Origin of the sequence: Pseudomonas sp. S34, assembly GCF_009866745.1 — a bacterium.
GTDB lineage: Bacteria > Pseudomonadota > Gammaproteobacteria > Pseudomonadales > Pseudomonadaceae > Aquipseudomonas > Aquipseudomonas jessenii.
Genome location: NZ_CP019398.1, coordinates 5,614,526 through 5,638,053, shown reverse-complemented (window position 1 = coordinate 5,638,053; position 23,528 = coordinate 5,614,526). Strand labels below are relative to the sequence as shown.

17 protein-coding genes, 6 tRNA genes and 3 rRNA genes are annotated in these 23,528 nt (G+C 55.7%); 22 read left to right on the top strand and 4 right to left on the bottom strand.

Features of this window, described 5'->3' with window-relative positions; translation table 11 throughout:
• Positions 1-55 precede the first annotated feature (55 nt).
• Both PspS34_RS25325 and hemJ read right to left on the bottom strand, forming a co-directional pair.
• Positions 56-1,024 (bottom strand): nitronate monooxygenase family protein, encoded by a 969-nt coding sequence (locus tag PspS34_RS25325; RefSeq protein WP_102670891.1) that lies wholly within the window; start codon positions 1,022-1,024, stop codon positions 56-58.
• Between the two features lie 33 nt (positions 1,025-1,057).
• Positions 1,058-1,486 carry a protoporphyrinogen oxidase HemJ gene (hemJ, locus tag PspS34_RS25320; protein ID WP_154861055.1) on the bottom strand — a complete coding sequence of 143 codons (429 nt, stop codon included), beginning with the start codon at positions 1,484-1,486 and terminating at the stop codon, positions 1,058-1,060.
• A gap of 135 nt (positions 1,487-1,621) precedes the next feature.
• Here hemJ and argC point away from each other — a divergent pair, with 135 nt between their 5' ends.
• Both argC and erpA read left to right on the top strand, forming a co-directional pair.
• On the top strand, positions 1,622-2,656 hold the full coding sequence (gene argC / locus PspS34_RS25315) for an N-acetyl-gamma-glutamyl-phosphate reductase (RefSeq protein ID WP_007980174.1): 1,035 nt from the start codon (positions 1,622-1,624) through the stop codon (positions 2,654-2,656).
• A gap of 166 nt (positions 2,657-2,822) precedes the next feature.
• The gene (gene erpA / locus PspS34_RS25310; protein WP_007906865.1) at positions 2,823-3,173 is read left to right on the top strand and encodes an iron-sulfur cluster insertion protein ErpA; all 351 of its coding nucleotides are present in this window, start codon (positions 2,823-2,825) and stop codon (positions 3,171-3,173) included.
• Between the two features lie 66 nt (positions 3,174-3,239).
• Here the strand turns inward: erpA and PspS34_RS25305 are convergent, their stop codons facing one another.
• Positions 3,240-4,331 (bottom strand): anhydro-N-acetylmuramic acid kinase, encoded by a 1,092-nt coding sequence (locus PspS34_RS25305; protein ID WP_057713093.1) that lies wholly within the window; start codon positions 4,329-4,331, stop codon positions 3,240-3,242.
• Positions 4,332-4,334: 3 nt separating this feature from the next.
• On the bottom strand, positions 4,335-5,759 hold the full coding sequence (locus tag PspS34_RS25300) for a peptidoglycan DD-metalloendopeptidase family protein (RefSeq protein WP_150813979.1): 1,425 nt from the start codon (positions 5,757-5,759) through the stop codon (positions 4,335-4,337).
• Positions 5,760-5,970: 211 nt separating this feature from the next.
• Here PspS34_RS25300 and tyrS point away from each other — a divergent pair, with 211 nt between their 5' ends.
• From tyrS to rpoB, 20 genes are all read left to right on the top strand, one after another.
• Entirely contained in the window at positions 5,971-7,170 is a 1,200-nt protein-coding gene (gene tyrS / locus PspS34_RS25295; RefSeq protein WP_008051666.1) for a tyrosine--tRNA ligase, read from the top strand.
• Positions 7,171-7,664: 494 nt separating this feature from the next.
• Positions 7,665-9,201, top strand: a 16S ribosomal RNA gene (locus PspS34_RS25285).
• Positions 9,202-9,283: 82 nt separating this feature from the next.
• Positions 9,284-9,360: transfer RNA gene (locus PspS34_RS25280), tRNA-Ile, on the top strand.
• Between the two features lie 30 nt (positions 9,361-9,390).
• Positions 9,391-9,466 (top strand) — tRNA-Ala (locus PspS34_RS25275).
• A gap of 247 nt (positions 9,467-9,713) precedes the next feature.
• Positions 9,714-12,607: ribosomal RNA gene (locus PspS34_RS25270) — 23S ribosomal RNA — on the top strand.
• Positions 12,608-12,763: 156 nt separating this feature from the next.
• Positions 12,764-12,879: ribosomal RNA gene (gene rrf, locus PspS34_RS25265) — 5S ribosomal RNA — on the top strand.
• The 16S, 23S and 5S rRNA genes sit together here with 2 tRNA genes alongside, the layout of an rRNA operon.
• A 137-nt stretch (positions 12,880-13,016) precedes the next feature.
• On the top strand, positions 13,017-13,976 hold the full coding sequence (gene birA, locus PspS34_RS25260; RefSeq protein WP_154862077.1) for a bifunctional biotin--[acetyl-CoA-carboxylase] ligase/biotin operon repressor BirA: 960 nt from the start codon (positions 13,017-13,019) through the stop codon (positions 13,974-13,976).
• Entirely contained in the window at positions 13,966-14,715 is a 750-nt protein-coding gene (locus PspS34_RS25255) for a pantothenate kinase (protein WP_154862078.1), read from the top strand. The genes birA and PspS34_RS25255 overlap by 11 nt, the downstream gene beginning before the upstream one ends.
• 7 nt (positions 14,716-14,722) lie before the next feature.
• Entirely contained in the window at positions 14,723-15,163 is a 441-nt protein-coding gene (locus PspS34_RS25250) for a hypothetical protein (RefSeq protein ID WP_154862079.1), read from the top strand.
• A 143-nt stretch (positions 15,164-15,306) separates the two neighbouring features.
• Positions 15,307-15,391 (top strand) — tRNA-Tyr (locus PspS34_RS25245).
• A gap of 24 nt (positions 15,392-15,415) precedes the next feature.
• A tRNA-Gly gene (locus PspS34_RS25240) sits at positions 15,416-15,489 on the top strand.
• 26 nt (positions 15,490-15,515) lie between these two features.
• Positions 15,516-15,591: transfer RNA gene (locus PspS34_RS25235), tRNA-Thr, on the top strand.
• A 174-nt stretch (positions 15,592-15,765) separates the two neighbouring features.
• Positions 15,766-15,841, top strand: a tRNA-Trp gene (locus PspS34_RS25230).
• 45 nt (positions 15,842-15,886) lie between these two features.
• Entirely contained in the window at positions 15,887-16,255 is a 369-nt protein-coding gene (gene secE, locus PspS34_RS25225; protein WP_007984402.1) for a preprotein translocase subunit SecE, read from the top strand.
• 9 nt (positions 16,256-16,264) lie between these two features.
• Positions 16,265-16,798, top strand: a complete 534-nt coding sequence (gene nusG / locus PspS34_RS25220; RefSeq protein ID WP_007984405.1) for a transcription termination/antitermination protein NusG — start codon at positions 16,265-16,267, stop codon at positions 16,796-16,798.
• Between the two features lie 117 nt (positions 16,799-16,915).
• On the top strand, positions 16,916-17,347 hold the full coding sequence (gene rplK / locus PspS34_RS25215) for a 50S ribosomal protein L11 (RefSeq protein ID WP_007933726.1): 432 nt from the start codon (positions 16,916-16,918) through the stop codon (positions 17,345-17,347).
• Positions 17,347-18,042 carry a 50S ribosomal protein L1 gene (rplA, locus tag PspS34_RS25210; protein ID WP_003186095.1) on the top strand — a complete coding sequence of 232 codons (696 nt, stop codon included), beginning with the start codon at positions 17,347-17,349 and terminating at the stop codon, positions 18,040-18,042. Before rplK ends, rplA begins: the two co-directional genes overlap by 1 nt.
• A gap of 198 nt (positions 18,043-18,240) precedes the next feature.
• The gene (gene rplJ / locus PspS34_RS25205; protein ID WP_007970413.1) at positions 18,241-18,741 is read left to right on the top strand and encodes a 50S ribosomal protein L10; all 501 of its coding nucleotides are present in this window, start codon (positions 18,241-18,243) and stop codon (positions 18,739-18,741) included.
• Positions 18,742-18,816: 75 nt separating this feature from the next.
• Positions 18,817-19,182, top strand: a complete 366-nt coding sequence (rplL, locus tag PspS34_RS25200; protein ID WP_007970414.1) for a 50S ribosomal protein L7/L12 — start codon at positions 18,817-18,819, stop codon at positions 19,180-19,182.
• 220 nt (positions 19,183-19,402) lie between these two features.
• A complete protein-coding gene (gene rpoB / locus PspS34_RS25195) occupies positions 19,403-23,476 on the top strand; it encodes a DNA-directed RNA polymerase subunit beta (RefSeq protein ID WP_007984407.1) in 4,074 nt (1,357 codons plus the stop codon).
• The last annotated feature ends 52 nt before the right edge of the window (positions 23,477-23,528 follow it).

Genomic DNA, 23,528 nt, shown 5'->3' with positions numbered 1-23,528 from the left:
TGTTGTGCCCGGGCGAGTGTAAGTCCAGCCGGGCAGGACTGGCCAAGGTTTGCTGTCAGCGCGGCCAGCGTTTTGGCAACTGGGCGGCATGCTCCAGGGCCAGGCGGTACTCCGCGTCGAGGCGCGCAATCAACTGCTCGACACTCGGCAAGTCTTCGATTTCTCCCACGCCCTGGCCTGCAGACCAAACGGTCTTCCAGGCTTTGGCCTCATCGCTCACGGGTTTGAGCTTGGAACCGAAGTTGATCTCGCCCTTGCCTTGCAAGGCGGCCATGTCGAAACCGGCGGCCTCCAGGCTCTGGCGCATGAAGCTCGCGGGGACACCCGACACGGCTGGAGTATGGATGATGTCTGCCGCTTTGGATGTCAGCAGCATTTCTTTGTAGGCGTCGGGCGCGTGACTTTCGGTCGTACCGATAAATCGTGTACCAAAGTAGGCCAGATCCGCGCCGAGCAATTGAGCTGCAAGAATTTCGTGGCCGTGGTTCAAACAGCCGGCCAGTAACAGGGTCTTGTCGAAAAACTGGCGGATTTCGGCAATCAGTGAGAACGGGCTCCAGGTCCCCGCGTGTCCACCGGCGCCGGCAGCCACGGCGATCAAGCCATCCACGCCTGCTTCGGCCGCTTTCTCGGCATGACGACGAGTGGTCACATCATGGAACACCAGGCCGCCGTAGCTGTGCACCGCGTCGACCAGTTCTTTCACGGCGCCCAGGCTGGTGATCACGATCGGCACTTTGTGCTCGACGCAGATCTGCAGATCCGCCTGTAAACGAGGATTGCTGTTGTGGACGATCAGGTTCACGGCATAAGGCGCGGGATTCTCCATTGTCGCCAGCCCGGCTTCGATTTCTTCCAACCAGGCCTTGAAACCGCTGCTTTCGCGCTGGTTCAGCGCCGGGAAGCTGCCGACCACGCCCTGGCGACAACAGGCGAGTACCAATTGCGGATTGGAAATCAGGAACATCGGCGCCGCCACCACGGGCAGACGCAAACGTTCTTCGAGCAGAGCGGGCAGCGACATTGGAAGTACCCCGGTAAGTTGTGCCTGGTGGATTTAGAACGGCCGAACGACGACCAGAATTACGATAGCCAGCAATATCAGAACCGGCACTTCATTGAACCAGCGATAAAAGACATGTCTGCGGGTGTTCTCGCCACGGGCAAAACGCTTTACCTGGGCGCCGCACATGTGGTGGTAGCCGATCAGCAACACGACCAGGGTCAGTTTGGCGTGTATCCAGCCACCCTGGCTGAAGATGCCTGGATTGAGGTAGATGAGCCAGCCGCCGAAGATCAGCGTGGCGATCATCGCCGGGCCCATGATGCCCCGGTACAGTTTGCGCTCCATGACGCTGAAGCGTTCCTTGCTGATCGTGTCCTCACTTTGTGCGTGATAAACGAACAGTCGTGGCAGGTAAAACAGGCCGGCAAACCAGCATACGACGCTGACGATATGAAACGCTTTGAGCCACAGATAGAGCATTTTTGGTTATTCCCCAATTCACGGTAGTGGGAATAGTAGGGGGTTGAGCGTCCGCACGTCACCTTGACGGTTGTCGCAGGGGCGCGCGGCCCCTATTATCGACGGCTTTCCAGTGGGTTCGTTGAGGGCAGGTTTATGGTCAAGGTCGGTATCGTCGGCGGCACGGGTTACACCGGTGTCGAACTGCTGCGTCTGTTGGCGCAACATCCGCAAGCTGAGGTGGTTGTCATCACTTCCCGATCCGAGGCTGGCCTGGCCGTGGCCGACATGTATCCGAACCTGCGAGGCCATTACGACGGCCTGGCGTTCAGCGTTCCGGACATCAAGACCCTGGGTGCCTGCGATGTGGTGTTCTTCGCCACACCGCACGGTGTTGCCCATGCCTTGGCGGGCGAGTTGCTGGCGGCCGGGACCAAGGTCATCGACCTGTCGGCGGACTTCCGTCTACAAGATGCGGATGAATGGGCCAAGTGGTACGGCCAGCCGCACGGTGCACCGGAGTTGCTGGACGAGGCGGTCTACGGCTTGCCGGAAGTCAATCGCGAACAGATCAAGAAAGCGCGCCTGATTGCCGTGCCGGGCTGCTATCCAACTGCAACGCAATTGGGTTTCCTGCCATTGCTCGAAGCCGGCCTGGCCGATGCTGCGCATCTGATTGCTGACTGCAAGTCCGGCGTCAGCGGTGCCGGTCGTGGCGCTTCCGTAGGTTCGTTGTACTCCGAGACGTCGGAAAGCATGAAGGCTTATGCGGTCAAAGGTCACCGTCACCTGCCGGAGATTCGCCAGGGGCTGCGTCGCGCAGCAGGCAAGGACGTCGGCCTGACCTTCGTTCCGCACCTGACGCCGATGATTCGTGGCATTCACTCCACACTCTACGCAACCGTTGTTGATCGCTCGGTGGACTTGCAGGCGCTGTTTGAAAAGCGCTACGCCAACGAACCGTTCGTCGATGTGATGCCGGCCGGCAGCCATCCGGAGACGCGTAGCGTACGGGGTGCCAACGTCTGCCGCATTGCCGTGCATCGCCCTCAGGACGGTGATCTGGTGGTGGTGCTGTCGGTGATCGACAACCTGGTCAAAGGTGCTTCCGGTCAGGCCGTGCAGAACATGAACATTCTGTTCGGGCTGGATGAGCGTCTGGGCCTGTCCCACGCCGGCATGCTGCCGTAAGCGTTATCGCGTACAGCAAAAGGCCCGTCTGACGGGCCTTTTTGCATTCCGGGCCGGCGACTGGATTGGTTGATATACCATAACAATAGTTGACCGCTTTTCTAGGAGAAGCGGATAATGCGCGTCATCACGCAATATGACGGCGTAACGCCGGGAGATAGTCAGCATGAGCGTCGAATCCTTCACCCCCACGGCTTTGCAATTCACCCACGGTGCCGCGCACAAGGTGAAGAGCCTGGTCGATGAAGAGGGGAATGATCGCTTGAAGCTGCGCGTATTCGTTACGGGCGGCGGTTGTTCAGGTTTTCAGTACGGCTTCACCTTCGATGAAGAAGTGGCCGATGATGACACCATCGTCGAGCGCGAAGGTGTGAGTCTGGTTGTCGATCCGATGAGCTTCCAGTATCTGGCAGGTGCCGAGGTGGACTACCAGGAAGGTCTGGAAGGGTCGCGTTTCGTCATCAAGAACCCGAATGCGACCACCACTTGTGGCTGCGGTTCTTCGTTCTCGATCTGATCAGCGCACCTGTTTCACAGAACGCCGCACGGCCTCAGGGCCTTGCGGCGTTTTGCTGTCTGGTATTTATGCGGGGTAGATGGCGCCGAGGACCCGTAATCCACGGGCGCCGGTAACGCTTGGGCGATTGGCGGCGATGCCTTCGAGGCAGCAGTGAGCGAGCCAGGCAAACGCCATGGCTTCGACCCAGTCAGGATCGACGCCATATGCTGATGTGCTGCTGACTTTCGCCTTCGGCAGCAGACTGGCCAGGCGATTCATCAGTGCGGCGTTATGCGCGCCACCGCCGCAGACCAGCACTTCTTGAGTCTCTTTCTGGGCGCCTTGCAGCGATTCGATGATGGTCAGTGCGGTCAGCTCAAGCAGCGTTGCCTGTACGTCTTCGGCAGCGAAGGTCGGCAGCTGCGCCAGGTGCTGCATCAACCATGGCAGGTTGAAGACTTCCCGGCCGGTGCTCTTCGGGCCTTGGGTGACGAAGAAGGGGTCGCTGAGCAGTGCCTTCAACAGATCGGGTTCAACCTTGCCGCTGGCGGCCCATTGGCCGTCACGGTCATAGGTGTCGCCGCGCTGCTGATGAATCCAGGCATCCAGCAGCACATTCCCTGGGCCGCAGTCGAAACCGGCCACCGGTTTGCCGGGCTCGATCAGGCTGAGGTTGCTGAAACCGCCGATGTTCAGTACGGCACGGTTGCCGGCCCGCTCTTCGAACAAGGCTTCATGAAAGGCTGGAACCAGCGGAGCGCCTTGACCGCCGGCGGCTACGTCGCGGCTGCGGAAGTCGCTGACCACGGTGATACCCGTCAGCTCGGTCAGCAGCGCCGGGTTGCCGATTTGCACCGTGAAACCGCGCGCTGGCTCATGGCGAATGGTCTGGCCATGGCTGCCAATCGCGCGGATGTCGTCAGGGATGAGGTGCTGTTGAGCGAGGAGGGTATTGATGCCCTGTGCCGCGAGCTTTACCCAGTTTTGCTGGGCGATGGCGGAACGGGCAATCTCGTCCGGACCGCTGGCGCACAGGCCAAGCAGCTCTGTACGCAGGGAATCGGGCATGGGGATGTAGTGCGTGGCGATCAGCCTGATCGCCGGGGTTTGCTCGATCAGCGCGATGTCCAGGCCATCAAGGCTGGTCCCGGACATCACACCTATATAAAGCGCCATGACTTAACGCTTGGCCGAAGCCAGCTGAGTGGCTTTTTCCTGGTCCATGCGCGCCATCAGCGGTTGGCTCTGTGCCAGGAAGCGTGCGCGCTCGGCTTTGGAGATTGGATCGGCCATCGCGACTTTCTGGCCCAGCGGGTCGACGTGCACGCCATTCACCTGGAACTCGTAATGCAGGTGCGGACCGGTGGAGAGACCGGTGGTGCCGATATAGCCAATCACCTGGCCCTGTTTCACCGTGCCGCCAGTCTTCACGCCTTTGGCGAAGCCTTGCATGTGGCCGTAGAGCGTTGTGTAGGTGTTGCCGTGCTGGAGGATCACGGTATTGCCGTAGCCACCACGGCGGCCGGCCAGCAACACCTTGCCATCACCGGCAGCCTTGATCGGCGTGCCGCGCGGTGCAGCGTAGTCGACGCCTTTGTGGGCGCGGATCTTGTTCAGGATCGGGTGTTTGCGGCCCATGGAAAATTTCGAGCTGATGCGGGCGAAGTCCACCGGTGTGCGGATGAACGCCTTGCGCATGCTGTTGCCGTCAGCAGTGTAGTAACTGCTGTTGCCTTGTTTGTTGGTGTAGCGCACGGCGGTGTAGGTCTTGCCGCGGTTGGTGAAGCGCGCCGACAGGATCGGGCCAGTGCCGACGGCCTTGCCGTTGACCACTTTTTGCTCGTAGATCACATCGAACTCGTCGCCCTGGCGAATATCCTGGGCGAAGTCCACGTCGTAGCCAAACACACTGGCCATGTCCATGGTGAGGCTGTGAGACAAGCCGGCCCGGGCTGCGGACTGCGACAGCGAGCTGTTGATCACGCCATGAACGTACGCCGAGCGCACGGTTGGTTTTGCGGTAATGCGGTTGAAGGTATAGCCCTTGTCGTTCTTGGTCAGGCTGATGCTTTCGAGGTCGTTGAGCTTGCTGTGCAGGTTGGTCAACTGGCCGTCAGGACTCAGTTCGAATTCGAGTTTTTGCCCGTGCTTGAGCTGGCTGAACTGCTTGGCCTGCTTGTCGCTGGCCAGCACGTCGTGCACTGAGGTGGCTGGTAGGCCGACTTTCTCGAACAGCGTAGAGAGGGTGTCACCCTTGGTGACGATCACTTCCCTGTGGCTTGCCGTCTTCTTTTCTTCGACGACCGGCACCGGTGCAGGTTCGGCTTGAGCGGTTTCCTGGGTGTCCTCGGCGCTGTTTTCGATCTGCGCGAAGGGGGAGGTTGCTGGTTCATTTGTGGCTTGAACGGCGTCAGCAGCGTCTTGTTCTTGTGTCAGTTGTTCAGCGGGGCTTTCCAGTTCAAGACTCAGGGTTGTCTTTTTGGCTTCGACATCGCTGGAAGGGAATACCAGGAGCGCCAGACTGAGAAGGGCGGCGATGCCACTTGCAGCAAGCAAGTGGGTCTTCGGGTAAAGCGGCGGCGCTTTAGACGATTCTGTGGTCATAAGTGGTTTTGACTTTGAAAAAGATGAATTGGAAAAGATGAATGACATGATGAAGATGAAATAACTGTATAAAATATAACCAAATCATCTCTGAAGCAAGTCCGCAGGCACTCTGTCTGCGGATTGGCGTCCGTGCGCCGGGCAAACCTTGTATTTGACGCACGATCTTGTATGGTTGGTTCCCTTTGAATCTGAGCCTTGCGGGTCTGTTATGAAGTCGGTTGAAGAACAGCTAGCGCTGATCAAACGTGGTGCGGAAGAACTGTTGGTCGAGTCCGAGCTGATTGAAAAGCTCAAGCGTGGCCAGCCGCTACGTATTAAGGCGGGCTTCGATCCAACGGCTCCGGATCTGCACTTGGGTCACACCGTGCTTATTAATAAGCTGCGCCAGTTCCAGGAGCTGGGGCATCAGGTGATCTTCCTGATTGGTGACTTCACCGGGATGATCGGCGACCCGAGTGGCAAGAGTGCCACGCGTCCACCGCTCACTCGCGAGCAAGTCCTCGAGAATGCCGAGACCTACAAGACTCAGGTCTTCAAGATTCTGGATCCGGCAAAAACCGAAGTGGCATTCAACTCCACCTGGATGGATCAGATGGGGCCAGCCGACTTCATTCGCCTGACTTCGCAATACACCGTGGCTCGTATGCTCGAGCGCGATGACTTCGACAAGCGCTACACAACCAATCAGCCAATCGCCATTCATGAGTTCCTTTATCCGCTGGTTCAGGGTTATGACTCTGTGGCTCTGCGCGCAGACGTGGAGCTCGGCGGCACCGATCAGAAGTTCAACTTGCTGATGGGGCGTGAGCTGCAGCGTGGTTATGGTCAGGAAGCCCAGTGCATTTTGACCATGCCGCTGCTTGAAGGTCTGGATGGTGTGAAGAAGATGTCCAAGTCCTTGGGTAACTACGTCGGCATCCAGGAGGCGCCGGGTGTGATGTACGGCAAGCTGGTTTCCATTCCGGATGCGCTGATGTGGCGTTACTTCGAGTTGCTCAGCTTCCGCTCCATGGATGAGATCAATGCGTTCCGCGCTGATGTCGAGGCGGGTGCCAATCCGCGCGATATCAAGATCAAGTTGGCTGAGGAGATCGTTGCGCGCTTCCATGGTGAGGAGGCTGCGGCCAATGCTCATCGTGCCGCCGGTAACCGTATGAAGGATGGCGAGCTGCCGGATGATCTGCCGGAAATCGAACTGACTGCTGCCGAAGACATGCCGATCGCTGCTGTCCTTAATAAAGCGGGGTTGGTTAAGAATTCGGCGGTGGCGCGAGATCTCCTGGGTTCCGGTGGTGTACGTATAGATGGTGAGGTTGTCGATCGCACCTTTATATACGCACTGGGCGCGACCCATGTTTGCCAGGCCGGGAAGAAGGCATTTGCGCGTATTACGCTCAAATCCGAATAAAGCTGAAATAAGGGGTTGACGGCGAATTCCAGAAGCCTATAATTCGCCCCACTTCCGGCGCAGTCGAAACGGAAAACTCCTTGGTAAACAAAGAGTTACGCAGTTTTCGGCAGCGGGTTGCTTCAGTTCATCGAAGCCGAAAGGGAGTTGAAAAAGAGGTGTTGACAGCAGCGTGTAACGCTGTAGAATTCGCCTCCCGCTGATGAGAGATCTGAAGCGCAAGTGGTTGAAGTTACAAAGGAAACTTTGAAAGCTTCTGAAAATAATCACTTGACAGCAAATGAGGCTGCTGTAGAATGCGCGCCTCGGTTGAGACGAAAGATCTTAACCAACCGCTCTTTAACAACTGAATCAAGCAATTCGTGTGGGTGCTTGTGGAGTCAGACTGCTAGTCAACAGATTATCAGCATCGCAAGTTACTTCGCGAGAAATCAAAGATGTAACCAACGATTGCTGAGCCAAGTTTAGGGTTTTCTCAAAACCCAAAGATGTTTGAACTGAAGAGTTTGATCATGGCTCAGATTGAACGCTGGCGGCAGGCCTAACACATGCAAGTCGAGCGGATGACAGGAGCTTGCTCCTGAATTCAGCGGCGGACGGGTGAGTAATGCCTAGGAATCTGCCTGGTAGTGGGGGACAACGTTTCGAAAGGAACGCTAATACCGCATACGTCCTACGGGAGAAAGCAGGGGACCTTCGGGCCTTGCGCTATCAGATGAGCCTAGGTCGGATTAGCTAGTTGGTGAGGTAATGGCTCACCAAGGCGACGATCCGTAACTGGTCTGAGAGGATGATCAGTCACACTGGAACTGAGACACGGTCCAGACTCCTACGGGAGGCAGCAGTGGGGAATATTGGACAATGGGCGAAAGCCTGATCCAGCCATGCCGCGTGTGTGAAGAAGGTCTTCGGATTGTAAAGCACTTTAAGTTGGGAGGAAGGGCAGTAACTTAATACGTTGCTGTTTTGACGTTACCGACAGAATAAGCACCGGCTAACTCTGTGCCAGCAGCCGCGGTAATACAGAGGGTGCAAGCGTTAATCGGAATTACTGGGCGTAAAGCGCGCGTAGGTGGTTTGTTAAGTTGGATGTGAAAGCCCCGGGCTCAACCTGGGAACTGCATTCAAAACTGACAAGCTAGAGTATGGTAGAGGGTGGTGGAATTTCCTGTGTAGCGGTGAAATGCGTAGATATAGGAAGGAACACCAGTGGCGAAGGCGACCACCTGGACTGATACTGACACTGAGGTGCGAAAGCGTGGGGAGCAAACAGGATTAGATACCCTGGTAGTCCACGCCGTAAACGATGTCAACTAGCCGTTGGGAGCCTTGAGCTCTTAGTGGCGCAGCTAACGCATTAAGTTGACCGCCTGGGGAGTACGGCCGCAAGGTTAAAACTCAAATGAATTGACGGGGGCCCGCACAAGCGGTGGAGCATGTGGTTTAATTCGAAGCAACGCGAAGAACCTTACCAGGCCTTGACATCCAATGAACTTTCCAGAGATGGATTGGTGCCTTCGGGAACATTGAGACAGGTGCTGCATGGCTGTCGTCAGCTCGTGTCGTGAGATGTTGGGTTAAGTCCCGTAACGAGCGCAACCCTTGTCCTTAGTTACCAGCACGTAATGGTGGGCACTCTAAGGAGACTGCCGGTGACAAACCGGAGGAAGGTGGGGATGACGTCAAGTCATCATGGCCCTTACGGCCTGGGCTACACACGTGCTACAATGGTCGGTACAGAGGGTTGCCAAGCCGCGAGGTGGAGCTAATCCCACAAAACCGATCGTAGTCCGGATCGCAGTCTGCAACTCGACTGCGTGAAGTCGGAATCGCTAGTAATCGCGAATCAGAATGTCGCGGTGAATACGTTCCCGGGCCTTGTACACACCGCCCGTCACACCATGGGAGTGGGTTGCACCAGAAGTAGCTAGTCTAACCTTCGGGAGGACGGTTACCACGGTGTGATTCATGACTGGGGTGAAGTCGTAACAAGGTAGCCGTAGGGGAACCTGCGGCTGGATCACCTCCTTAATCGACGACTCAGCTGCTCCATAAGTTCCCACACGAATTGCTTGATTCATTGAAGAAGACGATATAGAAGCAGCCCGAAATTGGGTCTGTAGCTCAGTTGGTTAGAGCGCACCCCTGATAAGGGTGAGGTCGGCAGTTCGAATCTGCCCAGACCCACCAATTTTGTGTGGGAAACGCCTGTAGAAATACGGGGCCATAGCTCAGCTGGGAGAGCGCCTGCCTTGCACGCAGGAGGTCAACGGTTCGATCCCGTTTGGCTCCACCACTACTGCTTCTGATTGTATAAAGCTTAGAAATGAGCATTCCATCGGTTCGATGGTGAATGTTGATTTCTAGTCTTTGACTAGTTCGTTCTTTAAAAATTTGGGTATGTGATAGAAAGATAGACTGAACGTTACTTTCACTGGTAACGGATCAGGCTAAGGTAAAATTTGTGAGTTCTCTTAGTTGAGAAATTCGAATTTTCGGCGAATGTCGTCTTCATAGTATAACCAGATTGCTTGGGGTTATATGGTCAAGTGAAGAAGCGCATACGGTGGATGCCTTGGCAGTCAGAGGCGATGAAAGACGTGGTAGCCTGCGAAAAGCTTCGGGGAGTCGGCAAACAGACTTTGATCCGGAGATGTCTGAATGGGGGAACCCAGCCATCATAAGATGGTTATCTTGTACTGAATACATAGGTGCAAGAGGCGAACCAGGGGAACTGAAACATCTAAGTACCCTGAGGAAAAGAAATCAACCGAGATTCCCTTAGTAGTGGCGAGCGAACGGGGACTAGCCCTTAAGTGGCTTTGAGATTAGCGGAACGCTCTGGAAAGTGCGGCCATAGTGGGTGATAGCCCTGTACGCGAAAATCTCTTAGTCATGAAATCGAGTAGGACGGAGCACGAGAAACTTTGTCTGAATATGGGGGGACCATCCTCCAAGGCTAAATACTACTGACTGACCGATAGTGAACTAGTACCGTGAGGGAAAGGCGAAAAGAACCCCGGAGAGGGGAGTGAAATAGATCCTGAAACCGTATGCGTACAAGCAGTGGGAGCCCACTTTGTTGGGTGACTGCGTACCTTTTGTATAATGGGTCAGCGACTTATTTTCAGTGGCGAGCTTAACCGAATAGGGGAGGCGTAGCGAAAGCGAGTCTTAATAGGGCGTCTAGTCGCTGGGAATAGACCCGAAACCGGGCGATCTATCCATGGGCAGGTTGAAGGTTAGGTAACACTGACTGGAGGACCGAACCGACTACCGTTGAAAAGTTAGCGGATGACCTGTGGATCGGAGTGAAAGGCTAATCAAGCTCGGAGATAGCTGGTTCTCCTCGAAAGCTATTTAGGTAGCGCCTCATGTATCACTGTAGGGGGTAGAGCACTGTTTCGGCTAGGGGGTCATCCCGACTTACCAAACCGATGCAAACTCCGAATACCTACAAGTGCCGAGCATGGGAGACACACGGCGGGTGCTAACGTCCGTCGTGAAAAGGGAAACAACCCAGACCGTCAGCTAAGGTCCCAAAGTTATGGTTAAGTGGGAAACGATGTGGGAAGGCTTAGACAGCTAGGAGGTTGGCTTAGAAGCAGCCACCCTTTAAAGAAAGCGTAATAGCTCACTAGTCGAGTCGGCCTGCGCGGAAGATGTAACGGGGCTCAAACCATACACCGAAGCTACGGGTATCATCTTCGGATGATGCGGTAGAGGAGCGTTCTGTAAGCCTGTGAAGGTGAGTTGAGAAGCTTGCTGGAGGTATCAGAAGTGCGAATGCTGACATGAGTAACGACAATGGGTGTGAAAAACACCCACGCCGAAAGACCAAGGTTTCCTGCGCAACGTTAATCGACGCAGGGTTAGTCGGTCCCTAAGGCGAGGCTGAAAAGCGTAGTCGATGGAAAACAGGTTAATATTCCTGTACTTCTGGTTATTGCGATGGAGGGACGGAGAAGGCTAGGCCAGCTTGGCGTTGGTTGTCCAAGTTTAAGGTGGTAGGCTGAGATCTTAGGTAAATCCGGGATCTTAAGGCCGAGAGCTGATGACGAGTGTTCCTTTGGAACACGAAGTGGTTGATGCCATGCTTCCAAGAAAAGCTTCTAAGCTTCAGGTAACCAGGAACCGTACCCCAAACCGACACAGGTGGTTGGGTAGAGAATACCAAGGCGCTTGAGAGAACTCGGGTGAAGGAACTAGGCAAAATGGCACCGTAACTTCGGGAGAAGGTGCGCCGGTGAGGGTGAAGGACTTGCTCCGTAAGCCCACGCCGGTCGAAGATACCAGGCCGCTGCGACTGTTTATTAAAAACACAGCACTCTGCAAACACGAAAGTGGACGTATAGGGTGTGACGCCTGCCCGGTGCCGGAAGGTTAATTGATGGGGTTAGCTAACGCGAAGCTCTTGATCGAAGCCCCGGTAAACGGCGGCCGTAACTATAACGGTCCTAAGGTAGCGAAATTCCTTGTCGGGTAAGTTCCGACCTGCACGAATGGCGTAACGATGGCGGCGCTGTCTCCACCCGAGACTCAGTGAAATTGAAATCGCTGTGAAGATGCAGTGTATCCGCGGCTAGACGGAAAGACCCCGTGAACCTTTACTATAGCTTTGCACTGGACTTTGAATTTGCTTGTGTAGGATAGGTGGGAGGCTTTGAAGCGTGGACGCCAGTTCGCGTGGAGCCATCCTTGAAATACCACCCTGGCAACTTTGAGGTTCTAACTCAGGTCCGTTATCCGGATCGAGGACAGTGTATGGTGGGTAGTTTGACTGGGGCGGTCTCCTCCTAAAGAGTAACGGAGGAGTACGAAGGTGCGCTCAGACCGGTCGGAAATCGGTCGTAGAGTATAAAGGCAAAAGCGCGCTTGACTGCGAGACAGACACGTCGAGCAGGTACGAAAGTAGGTCTTAGTGATCCGGTGGTTCTGTATGGAAGGGCCATCGCTCAACGGATAAAAGGTACTCCGGGGATAACAGGCTGATACCGCCCAAGAGTTCATATCGACGGCGGTGTTTGGCACCTCGATGTCGGCTCATCACATCCTGGGGCTGAAGCCGGTCCCAAGGGTATGGCTGTTCGCCATTTAAAGTGGTACGCGAGCTGGGTTTAGAACGTCGTGAGACAGTTCGGTCCCTATCTGCCGTGGACGTTTGAGATTTGAGAGGGGCTGCTCCTAGTACGAGAGGACCGGAGTGGACGAACCTCTGGTGTTCCGGTTGTCACGCCAGTGGCATTGCCGGGTAGCTATGTTCGGAAAAGATAACCGCTGAAAGCATCTAAGCGGGAAACTTGCCTCAAGATGAGATCTCACTGGGACCTTGAGTCCCCTGAAGGGCCGTCGAAGACTACGACGTTGATAGGTTGGGTGTGTAAGCGCTGTGAGGCGTTGAGCTAACCAATACTAATTGCCCGTGAGGCTTGACCATATAACACCCAAGCAATTTGACTACTCGAAAGAGCATCAGATTGCGGTGTGTGAAGACGAAAGAACCGAAAGTTCGACGCTCACAAAACACCGATTTTTATCACATACCCAATTTGCTGAAGCGAGGCCAGCCGGCCACGACTCAGTACCCGAATTTCTTGACGACCATAGAGCGTTGGAACCACCTGATCCCATCCCGAACTCAGCAGTGAAACGATGCATCGCCGATGGTAGTGTGGGGTTTCCCCATGTGAGAGTAGGTCATCGTCAAGATTAAATTCCGAAACCCCTATCTGCGTATGCAGGTAGGGGTTTTGTTTTTGTCCGCTGGAAAGTCACGGCTACTGGATTTCTATGCAATCGCTCGGTGCGTGGCTATCATGCGGGCCTCATTGTGAGGCGAGACCTGCATGCTGACGTTGTTAAAGCTTCTTAAAGATGGCCGATTCCATTCGGGTCAAGCATTGGGTGCTGCCCTGGGCGTCAGTCGTAGCGCTGTGTGGAAGCAGCTTCAGCATTTGGAAGCTGAGCTGGGTTTGTCTATTCATAAGGTTCGTGGGCGCGGCTATCAATTGTCCGCGCCATTGGCGCTGCTCGATCCTACCGAGATAAGCGCTCAGGCGCCTTCTTGCAACTGGCCCGTCCGGGTTTACGATTCAATCGACTCCACTAATGCCGAGGCGCTGCGCGCTATAGATCGTGGGCAAGCGGCGCCGTTTGTGGTGCTTTCGGAGCGGCAGACAGCCGGGCGTGGGCGGCGTGGTCGCAAGTGGGTTAGTCCGTTCGCAGAAAACGTCTATTACAGCCTGGTGCTACGCATTGATGGTGGGATGCGTCAGTTGGAGGGCTTGAGTCTCGTCGTTGGGCTCGCTGTCTTGCAGACGTTGCGTGAGCTCGGTATTGCAGCCGCTGGATTGAAATGGCCTAACGATGTCCTTGTAGGTCAGAAAAAAATCGCGGGGATACTGCTCGAGTTGGTTGGTGATCCTGCTGATGTGTGTCACGTGGTCCTGGGAGTGGGAATCAATGTGAACATGCAGTCCGCTGACGAAGTGGACCAGCAATGGACATCCCTGCGGCTCGAGTCAGGCAAATTGTTTGATCGCAACCAATTGGTCGCGATGCTGGGGGAGATGCTGCAGCGATACCTGGCTCGTCACCAGGCGGGTGGTTTTTTGGCCATCCAGTCGGAGTGGGAGCAAAATCATCTGTGGCAGGGGCGAAGCGTGTCGTTGATTGCCGGTGTCAATCAAATTGATGGTGAGGTACTTGGTATCGATGGCCAGGGCGCCTTGCGCCTGAAGGTGGATGGTGTGGAGAAAGTCTTCAGTGGTGGTGAGTTGAGCCTGAGGTTGCGTGATGATTCTTGAGCTCGATTGTGGGAATAGTTTCATCAAGTGGCGTGTGCTTGCCGTTAATGCCGGGCAGGTGCTTGGTGAGGGAGTCGTCGATTCCAATTTCGCATTGCTGGAGGGGTTGGGGGGGCTCAAAGGGCTTGCCCTCACATTTTGCCGGCTGGTGAGCGTCAGGACCGCGGAGGAAACCGCTGCGCTGACGTCTTTGCTCAGGGATACCTTTGATGTGCCGGTTGTGTGCGCAACGCCAGCGCGCGAAATGTCAGGTGTGCGCAATGGGTATGAGGAGTTTGAGCGGCTGGGTCTGGACCGGTGGCTTGCAATGCTCGGAGGCTTTCATCTGGCTTCAGGTGCGTGCCTGGTGCTCGACTTCGGTACGGCGGTGACTGCTGACTTTATCGCGGCGGATGGAGAGCACCTGGGTGGTTTCATCTGTCCGGGGATGCCGTTGATGCGAAACCAATTGCGCACCCACACTCGCAAAATTCGTTATGGGGATCTGGCGGCCGAGCAGGCTCTGGAAAGTCTTGTCCCGGGGCGCGCGACTGTCGAGGCTGTAGAGCGTGGTTGTCTGTTGATGTTGCGCGGCTTCGTAATGACTCAGCTCGAGTTGGCGCGCAGCTACTGGGGTGAGGACTTTGTCGTATTCCTCACCGGGGGGGATGCGAGCCTGGTTACTGAGGCCGTGCCTCAGGCCAGGGTTGTTCCGGACTTGGTGTTTGTCGGATTGGCCATGGCCTGTCCCTTGTCCTGAGGTTTTTATGCGTTGGTTGTTTCTGCTGCTGCTTGTCCTCAATGGCTTCTACTACATCTGGCATCAACAAGAGGCTCCTCTGCGCGCGAAGGATGTCACGCCTTTGAGTCTGTATCGCGGGTCTCAACAAGATATCCGCTTGTTGAGCGAAGCAGGTGACGTCTCCAAGGATAGGGGTAAAGCTGTCTCGACAGACAATGGCTGCCTTTATCTGGGCGGCTATACGCGCCAGGAGGCCGCGCAGGCGGTTGAGCGTCGTTTGAGCGGGATGGAGGTCAAGTATCAGTCCCTGCCGAAAGCTGCGACCGAAGGGGCAGGGTATTGGGTGCGTATCGCGCCGGAAAGCCGGCGTTGGCTGGACGATTTGCAGCTGATAAACCTTTCTAAAGAATTCAATGAGTTAAAACATAAAATAATGCCGTGCGAGGGGGTTGCACCCATCGAATAGTTTGCATAGAATGGCGCCCGCTCCACAGCGAACACCGGAAACGGTTAACGGTGTGAAGCGAGGTCAACGCAGCTAAGCTCAGGTTTTTAATGAGAAAAATGCTTGACAGAAGGCTGGCATGATGTAGAATGCCGGCTCGCTTAGGAGGGGTTCCCGAGCGGCCAAAGGGATCAGACTGTAAATCTGACGTCTACGACTTCGAAGGTTCGAATCCTTCCCCCTCCACCATTTTTAGCGAGAGCTGTAAGCCTCGCGGGTATAGTTTAGTGGTAGAACCTCAGCCTTCCAAGCTGATGATGCGGGTTCGATTCCCGCTACCCGCTCCAAGTTTACGGGTTTTGCACAGTGTTACGCTCTTGTAGCTCAGTTGGTAGAGCACACCCTTGGTAAGGGTGAGGTCAGCGGTTCAAATCCGCTCAAGAGCTCCATATAACAAGGCAGATATGAAAATATCTGCCTTTGTTTTAGGTGGTAGTGGTTGCGCCTGATTGTGTTTCTGAAGGTTGCCGGTGTCGAGAATGCCGGTGTTGCAACCAGGATTGCCTGGTAAGTGTTGTAAAGTCTTTTTCGGGTCGGCATAATGGTCGGCCTGATTTTGTTTTAGGTCAGTAGCTCAATTGGCAGAGCGACGGTCTCCAAAACCGTAGGTTGGGGGTTCGATTCCCTCCTGACCTGCCAGATTCACTCGGTGTGTCTGGCTTTCTTTTCACAGGATCTTCATAGATGACTCCTAAAGCTGAAGCTCAAGGCTCTCGTTTCGACCTCCTCAAGTGGCTTGTAGTAGTCGCTCTGGTGGTTGTTGGCGTTGTTGGCAATCAGTACTTTTCTGCTTCGCCGATCCTGTACCGCGTACTCGCATTGCTTGCTATTGCTGCTGTAGCTGCCTTTGTAGGCCTGCAGACGGTCAAGGGCAAGTCTTTCTTTGTACTGGTTAAGGAAGCGCGCACCGAAATTCGTAAAGTCGTTTGGCCAACTCGCCAAGAAACCACGCAGACCACGTTGATCGTTGTGGCTGTTGTCCTGGTTATGGCGTTGCTGTTGTGGGGGCTTGATTCCCTGCTCGGCTGGCTTGTTTCCTTGATCGTCGGCTAAGGGTGTCCCGTGGCTAAGCGTTGGTATGTTGTGCATGCTTACTCCGGTTACGAGAAGCATGTAATGCGCTCGCTGATCGAGCGCGTAAAGCTGGCCGGTATGGAAGATGGCTTCGGCGAGATTCTGGTTCCCACTGAAGAAGTGGTTGAAATGCGCAATGGCCAGAAGCGCAAAAGCGAACGCAAATTCTTCCCTGGCTATGTGCTGGTGCAGATGGATATGAACGAGGGTACTTGGCACTTGGTCAAGGATACTCCTCGGGTGATGGGTTTCATCGGCGGTACTGCTGATAAGCCTGCGCCAATCACCGATAAAGAAGCAGAAGCCATTCTGCGTCGCGTTGCCGATGGCAGCGACAAGCCGAAGCCGAAGACGTTGTTCGAGCCGGGTGAGTCGGTGCGCGTCAACGACGGTCCGTTTGCGGACTTTACCGGTGTTGTTGAAGAAGTTAACTACGAAAAGAGCCGGATTCAGGTCGCAGTGCTCATTTTCGGTCGCTCTACTCCGGTGGAGCTCGAGTTCAGCCAGGTCGAAAAGGTCTAGTTGAACAAAAATCCCAACCCCGCAGCCGTAGGCTGTGGGGTTTTGTCGTCACTGGGATAAACGCGCAAGTAACCGGGGAGCCTCTCGAGGCGTTCGAACCCGTAATTGGAGTGCCTCATGGCCAAGAAGATTACCGCTTACATCAAGCTGCAAGTGAAGGCCGCTCAGGCTAACCCAAGCCCACCTGTTGGTCCTGCTCTGGGTCAGCACGGCGTGAACATCATGGAATTCTGCAAGGCTTTCAACGCCCGTACTCAGGGTCTTGAGCCAGGTCTGCCGACTCCAGTGATCATCACTGTCTACAGCGACCGTAGCTTCACTTTCGAAACCAAATCCACCCCTGCTTCGGTTCTGCTGAAGAAGGCGGCCGGTCTGACCAGCGGTTCCGCTCGTCCGAACACCGTTAAGGTTGGCACCGTGACCCGTGCTCAGCTGGAAGAAATCGCGAAAACCAAAAACGCGGATCTGACTGCAGCTGATATGGAAGCAGCCGTGCGTACCATCGCCGGTTCTGCTCGTAGCATGGGCCTTAACGTGGAGGGTGTGTAATGGCTAAGCTGACCAAGCGTCAAAAGGCTATCGCCGGCAAAATCGAAGCAGGCAAGGCCTACAACTTTGTAGACGCTGCTGCCCTGCTGGCCGAGCTGTCGACTGTCAAGTTCAGCGAGTCGTTCGACGTAGCTGTAAACCTGGGTGTTGACCCGCGTAAATCCGACCAGGTCGTTCGTAGCGCTACTGTGCTGCCACACGGCACTGGCAAGACCGTTCGCGTTGCTGTGTTCACCCAGGGTCCAGCTGCTGAAGCCGCTCTGGCTGCCGGCGCTGACCGCGTAGGCATGGACGATCTGGCTGCCGAAATGAAAGGCGGCGACCTGAACTATGACGTAGTGATCGCATCCCCGGATGCAATGCGCGTTGTAGGTCAGTTGGGTCAGATCCTCGGTCCACGTGGCCTGATGCCTAACCCTAAAGTCGGCACCGTAACCCCAGACGTAGCTACCGCGGTTAAAAACGCCAAGGCTGGTCAGGTTCGTTATCGCACCGACAAAAACGGCATCATCCACACTTCCGTTGGCAAGATCGGCTTCGACGCCGTCAAGCTGAAGGAAAACGTTGAAGCCCTGATCGCTGATCTGAAGCGTATCAAGCCAGCTTCCTCGAAAGGCATTTACGTCAAGCGCGTTACCCTGAGCACCACTATGGGCCCAGGTCTGGTCATCGACCAAAGCTCGCTCGACGCGTAAGACACAGATTGGTGCAAGCGATTGCGCCAATTGAAAAATTGGGGTCCCTGCCTGGCGGGGGCTATCCAAGACCGTAGGCGACGCAAGTCTTAAACCACAAGCCTACGCAGATGGTGCTCCCGGTTCCTTACCGAATCAGACACCAAAACGACATCCGGTTTCGACCAGATGAAACGGTAACAAGCAGGAGTTAAACCCGTGGCAATTAAACTCGAAGACAAGAAGGCCATCGTCGCTGAAGTCAACGAGGCTGCCAAAGTCGCTCTGTCCGCTGTCGTGGCTGATGCCCGTGGCGTAACAGTAGGCGCGATGACCGGACTCCGTAAAGAGGCTCGTGAAGCTGGCGTTTACGTACGTGTTGTACGTAACACCCTGCTCAAGCGCGCTGTTGCTGACACTGAATTCAGTGTCCTCAACGACGTGTTCACTGGCCCTACCCTGATTGCGTTCTCCAAAGAACATCCAGGCGCTGCTGCCCGGATCTTCAAGGAATTCGCAAAGGGTCAGGACAAGTTCGAGATCAAGGCAGCTGCGTTCGAGGGCAAGTTCCTCGCAGCTAACCAAATCGACGTACTGGCAACTCTGCCGACCCGTGACGAAGCAATTTCTCAGCTGATGAGCGTGATTCAAGGCGCTACCAGCAAGTTGGCTCGTACTCTGGCGGCAATTCGCGACCAGAAAGAAGCTGCTGCAGCCTAAGGCTCGTCAACTTCTCGCGTTTTTTGTTTTTTTCGATGGTCGCGTAGGCCGTCCCCAATATCAGGAATTAGATTCATGTCTATCTCTCAGAACGATATCCTTGAAGCAGTTGGCAACATGTCCGTAATGGAAGTTGTTGAGCTGATCAAAGCTTTCGAAGAAAAATTCGGCGTTACCGCTGCTGCTGCATCGGCTGGTCCAGCTGTTGCTGCTGCCGTTGCTGAAGAGCAAACCGAATTCAACGTCATGCTGACCGAAGCTGGCGAGAAGAAAGTTAACGTGATCAAGGCTGTACGTGAACTGACCGGTCTGGGCTTGAAAGAAGCCAAGGCTGTAGTTGACGGCGCACCTGCCATGGTTCTGGAAGCTGTTGCCAAAGACGCAGCTGACAAAGCCAAAGCAGCTCTGGAAGAAGCAGGCGCTAAAGTCGAGCTGAAGTAAGCATCGACTTTGCTCCTCCAGCCCGAGCGTTAAGCGACAGGCTGATGGCTGGTGGCTCTTGCCACCGGCCTTTTTCCGTTATTGGCAGCCGACTGGGTCGGTGCTGATAACGTGCTGTAACCACCCGATGCGGTGGCGCAAACCATGGGGTTTGCACGATTTTCTGGCTGCTCCCGTCGGGAGGGGCCAAACAAGCAGGTGACCAAGCTGGGGAACGCTGATGGCTTACTCATATACTGAGAAAAAACGTATCCGCAAGGACTTTAGCAAGTTGCCGGACGTCATGGATGTGCCGTACCTCCTGGCCATCCAGCTGGATTCGTATCGTGAATTCTTGCAAGCGGGAGCGACTAAAGATCAGTTCCGCGACGTGGGCCTGCATGCGGCCTTCAAATCCGTTTTCCCGATCATCAGCTACTCCGGCAATGCTGCGCTGGAGTACGTCGGTTATCGCCTGGGCGAACCGGCATTTGATGTCAAAGAATGCGTATTGCGCGGTGTAACTTACGCCGTACCTTTGCGGGTAAAAGTGCGCCTGATCATTTTCGACAAAGAGTCGTCGAACAAAGCGATCAAGGACATCAAAGAGCAAGAAGTCTACATGGGTGAAATCCCCCTGATGACTGAGAACGGTACCTTCGTAATCAACGGTACCGAGCGTGTAATCGTTTCCCAGCTGCACCGTTCGCCAGGCGTGTTCTTCGACCACGACCGTGGCAAGACGCACAGCTCCGGCAAACTGCTGTACTCCGCGCGCATCATCCCTTACCGCGGTTCGTGGCTGGACTTCGAGTTCGACCCGAAAGACTGCGTATTCGTGCGTATCGACCGTCGTCGCAAGCTGCCTGCCTCGGTACTGCTGCGCGCGCTGGGCTATACCACTGAAGAAGTGCTGGACGCGTTCTATACCACCAACGTATTCCACGTGAAGGGCGAGACCCTGAGCCTGGAGCTGGTGCCTCAGCGCCTGCGCGGTGAAATCGCTGTCCTCGATATTCAGGATGACAAAGGCAAGGTTATTGTCGAGCAGGGTCGTCGTATCACCGCTCGCCACATCAACCAGCTGGAAAAAGCCGGGATCAAAGAGCTGGATGTGCCTCTGGACTACGTCCTGGGTCGTACAACCGCCAAGGTCATCGTGCACCCGGCAACCGGCGAAATCCTGGCAGAGTGCAACACCGAGCTGAACACCGAGATCCTGGCCAAAATCGCCAAGGCTCAGGTTGTTCGCATCGAAACTCTGTACACCAACGATATCGACTGCGGTCCGTTCGTCTCCGACACCCTGAAGATCGACTCCACCAGCAACCAACTGGAAGCGCTGGTCGAGATCTATCGCATGATGCGTCCTGGCGAGCCGCCAACCAAGGACGCTGCCGAGACCCTGTTCAACAACCTGTTCTTCAGCCCTGAGCGCTATGACCTGTCTGCGGTCGGCCGGATGAAGTTCAACCGTCGTATCGGTCGTACCGAGATCGAAGGTTCGGGCGTGCTGTGCAAGGAAGACATCGTCGCGGTACTGAAGACCCTGGTCGACATCCGTAACGGTAAAGGCATCGTCGATGACATCGACCACCTGGGTAACCGTCGTGTTCGCTGCGTAGGCGAAATGGCCGAGAACCAGTTCCGCGTTGGCCTGGTACGTGTTGAGCGTGCGGTCAAAGAGCGTCTGTCGATGGCTGAAAGCGAAGGCCTGATGCCGCAAGACCTGATCAACGCCAAGCCAGTGGCTGCGGCGGTGAAGGAGTTCTTCGGTTCCAGCCAGCTGTCCCAGTTCATGGACCAGAACAACCCGCTGTCCGAGATCACCCACAAGCGTCGTGTTTCTGCACTCGGCCCTGGCGGTCTGACTCGTGAGCGTGCCGGCTTTGAAGTGCGTGACGTACACCCGACTCACTACGGTCGTGTATGCCCGATTGAAACGCCGGAAGGTCCGAACATCGGTCTGATCAACTCCCTGGCCGCTTATGCGCGCACCAACCAGTACGGCTTCCTCGAGAGCCCGTACCGTGTGGTGAAAGACGCTCTGGTCACCGACGAGATCGTGTTCCTGTCCGCCATCGAAGAAGCCGATCACGTGATCGCTCAGGCCTCGGCCACGATGAACGACAAGAAAGTCCTGATCGACGAGCTGGTAGCTGTTCGTCACTTGAACGAATTCACCGTCAAGGCGCCGGAAGACGTCACCTTGATGGACGTATCGCCGAAGCAGGTAGTTTCGGTTGCTGCGTCGCTGATTCCGTTCCTCGAGCACGACGACGCCAACCGTGCGTTGATGGGTTCGAACATGCAGCGTCAAGCTGTACCAACCCTGCGCGCTGACAAGCCGCTGGTAGGTACCGGCATGGAGCGTAACGTAGCCCGTGACTCCGGCGTTTGCGTCGTGGCTCGTCGTGGCGGCGTGATCGACTCCGTCGACGCCAGTCGTATCGTGGTTCGTGTTGCCGATGACGAAGTTGAAACCGGTGAAGCCGGTGTCGACATCTACAACCTGACCAAGTACACCCGCTCCAACCAGAACACCTGCATCAACCAGCGTCCGCTGGTGCGTAAGGGTGATCGGGTTCAGCGTAGCGACATCATGGCCGACGGCCCGTCCACCGACATGGGTGAACTGGCACTGGGTCAGAACATGCGCATCGCGTTCATGGCATGGAACGGCTTCAACTTCGAAGACTCCATCTGCCTGTCCGAGCGTGTTGTTCAGGAAGACCGTTTCACCACGATCCACATCCAGGAACTGACCTGTGTGGCCCGTGACACCAAGCTTGGCCCAGAGGAAATCACTGCCGACATCCCGAACGTGGGTGAAGCGGCTCTGAACAAGCTGGACGAAGCCGGTATCGTTTACGTAGGTGCTGAAGTTGGCGCAGGCGACATCCTGGTCGGTAAGGTCACTCCGAAAGGCGAGACCCAGCTGACTCCGGAAGAAAAACTGCTGCGTGCGATCTTCGGTGAAAAAGCCAGCGACGTTAAAGACACTTCCCTGCGTGTACCTACCGGTACCAAAGGTACTGTCATCGACGTACAGGTCTTCACCCGCGACGGCGTTGAGCGTGATGCTCGTGCCCTGTCGATCGAGAAGTCCCAGCTGGACGAGATCCGCAAGGACCTGAACGAAGAGTTCCGCATCGTTGAAGGTGCTACTTTCGAACGTCTGCGTTCCGCTCTGGTCGGCCACAAAGCCGAAGGCGGCGCCGGTCTGAAGAAAGGCCAGGACATCACCGACGAAGTGCTCGACGGTCTTGAGCACGGCCAGTGGTTCAAACTGCGCATGGCTGAAGATGCTCTGAACGAGCAGCTCGAGAAGGCCCAGGCCTACATCGTTGATCGTCGCCGTCTGCTGGACGACAAGTTCGAAGATAAGAAGCGCAAACTGCAGCAGGGCGATGACCTGGCTCCAGGCGTGCTGAAAATCGTCAAGGTTTACCTGGCAATCCGTCGTCGCATCCAGCCGGGCGACAAGATGGCCGGTCGTCACGGTAACAAAGGTGTGGTCTCCGTGATCATGCCGGTTGAAGACATGCCGCACGATGCCAATGGCACCCCGGTCGACGTCGTCCTCAACCCGTTGGGCGTACCTTCGCGTATGAACGTCGGTCAGATCCTTGAAACCCACCTGGGCCTCGCGGCCAAAGGTCTGGGCGAGAAGATCAACCGCATGGTTGAAGAGCAGCGCAAGGTCGCCGAGCTTCGCAAGTTCCTGCACGAGATCTATAACGAGATCGGCGGTCGTCAGGAAAGCCTCGATGACTTCTCGGACCAGGAAATCCTGGATCTGGCTCAAAACCTGCGTGGCGGCGTTCCAATGGCCACTCCAGTGTTCGACGGTGCCAAGGAAAGCGAAATCAAGGCCATGCTGAAACTGGCGGACCTGCCAGAAAGCGGCCAGATGCAGCTGACCGACGGCCGTACCGGCAACAAGTTCGAGCGCCCGGTTACCGTTGGCTACATGTACATGCTGAAGCTGAACCACTTGGTAGACGACAAGATGCACGCTCGTTCTACCGGTTCGTACAGCCTGGTTACCCAGCAGCCGCTGGGTGGTAAGGCGCAGTTCGGTGGTCAGCGTTTCGGGGAGATGGAGGTCTGGGCACTGGAAGCATACGGTGCCGCTTACACTCTGCAAGAAATGCTCACAGTGAAGTCGGACGATGTGAACGGCCGTACCAAGATGTACAAGAACATCGTGGATGGCGATCACCGTATGGAGCCGGGCATGCCCGAGTCCTTCAACGTGTTGATCAAGGAAATTCGTTCCCTCGGCATCGATATCGATCTGGAAACCGAATAACACGTGACGCGAATCGAGAGCGGGGCAGGATTGCCCGCTCTCTGCTCCGCCA

Coding starts and splice junctions, on each gene's coding strand:
- PspS34_RS25325 (WP_102670891.1), bottom strand. CDS start 1,024: ATGTCGCTGCCCGCTCTGCTCGAAGAACGTTTGCGTCTGCCCGTGGTG.
- hemJ (WP_154861055.1), bottom strand. CDS start 1,486: ATGCTCTATCTGTGGCTCAAAGCGTTTCATATCGTCAGCGTCGTATGC.
- argC (WP_007980174.1), top strand. CDS start 1,622: ATGGTCAAGGTCGGTATCGTCGGCGGCACGGGTTACACCGGTGTCGAA.
- erpA (WP_007906865.1), top strand. CDS start 2,823: ATGAGCGTCGAATCCTTCACCCCCACGGCTTTGCAATTCACCCACGGT.
- PspS34_RS25305 (WP_057713093.1), bottom strand. CDS start 4,331: ATGGCGCTTTATATAGGTGTGATGTCCGGGACCAGCCTTGATGGCCTG.
- PspS34_RS25300 (WP_150813979.1), bottom strand. CDS start 5,759: ATGACCACAGAATCGTCTAAAGCGCCGCCGCTTTACCCGAAGACCCAC.
- tyrS (WP_008051666.1), top strand. CDS start 5,971: ATGAAGTCGGTTGAAGAACAGCTAGCGCTGATCAAACGTGGTGCGGAA.
- birA (WP_154862077.1), top strand. CDS start 13,017: ATGCTGACGTTGTTAAAGCTTCTTAAAGATGGCCGATTCCATTCGGGT.
- PspS34_RS25255 (WP_154862078.1), top strand. CDS start 13,966: ATGATTCTTGAGCTCGATTGTGGGAATAGTTTCATCAAGTGGCGTGTG.
- PspS34_RS25250 (WP_154862079.1), top strand. CDS start 14,723: ATGCGTTGGTTGTTTCTGCTGCTGCTTGTCCTCAATGGCTTCTACTAC.
- secE (WP_007984402.1), top strand. CDS start 15,887: ATGACTCCTAAAGCTGAAGCTCAAGGCTCTCGTTTCGACCTCCTCAAG.
- rplK (WP_007933726.1), top strand. CDS start 16,916: ATGGCCAAGAAGATTACCGCTTACATCAAGCTGCAAGTGAAGGCCGCT.
- rplA (WP_003186095.1), top strand. CDS start 17,347: ATGGCTAAGCTGACCAAGCGTCAAAAGGCTATCGCCGGCAAAATCGAA.
- rplL (WP_007970414.1), top strand. CDS start 18,817: ATGTCTATCTCTCAGAACGATATCCTTGAAGCAGTTGGCAACATGTCC.
- rpoB (WP_007984407.1), top strand. CDS start 19,403: ATGGCTTACTCATATACTGAGAAAAAACGTATCCGCAAGGACTTTAGC.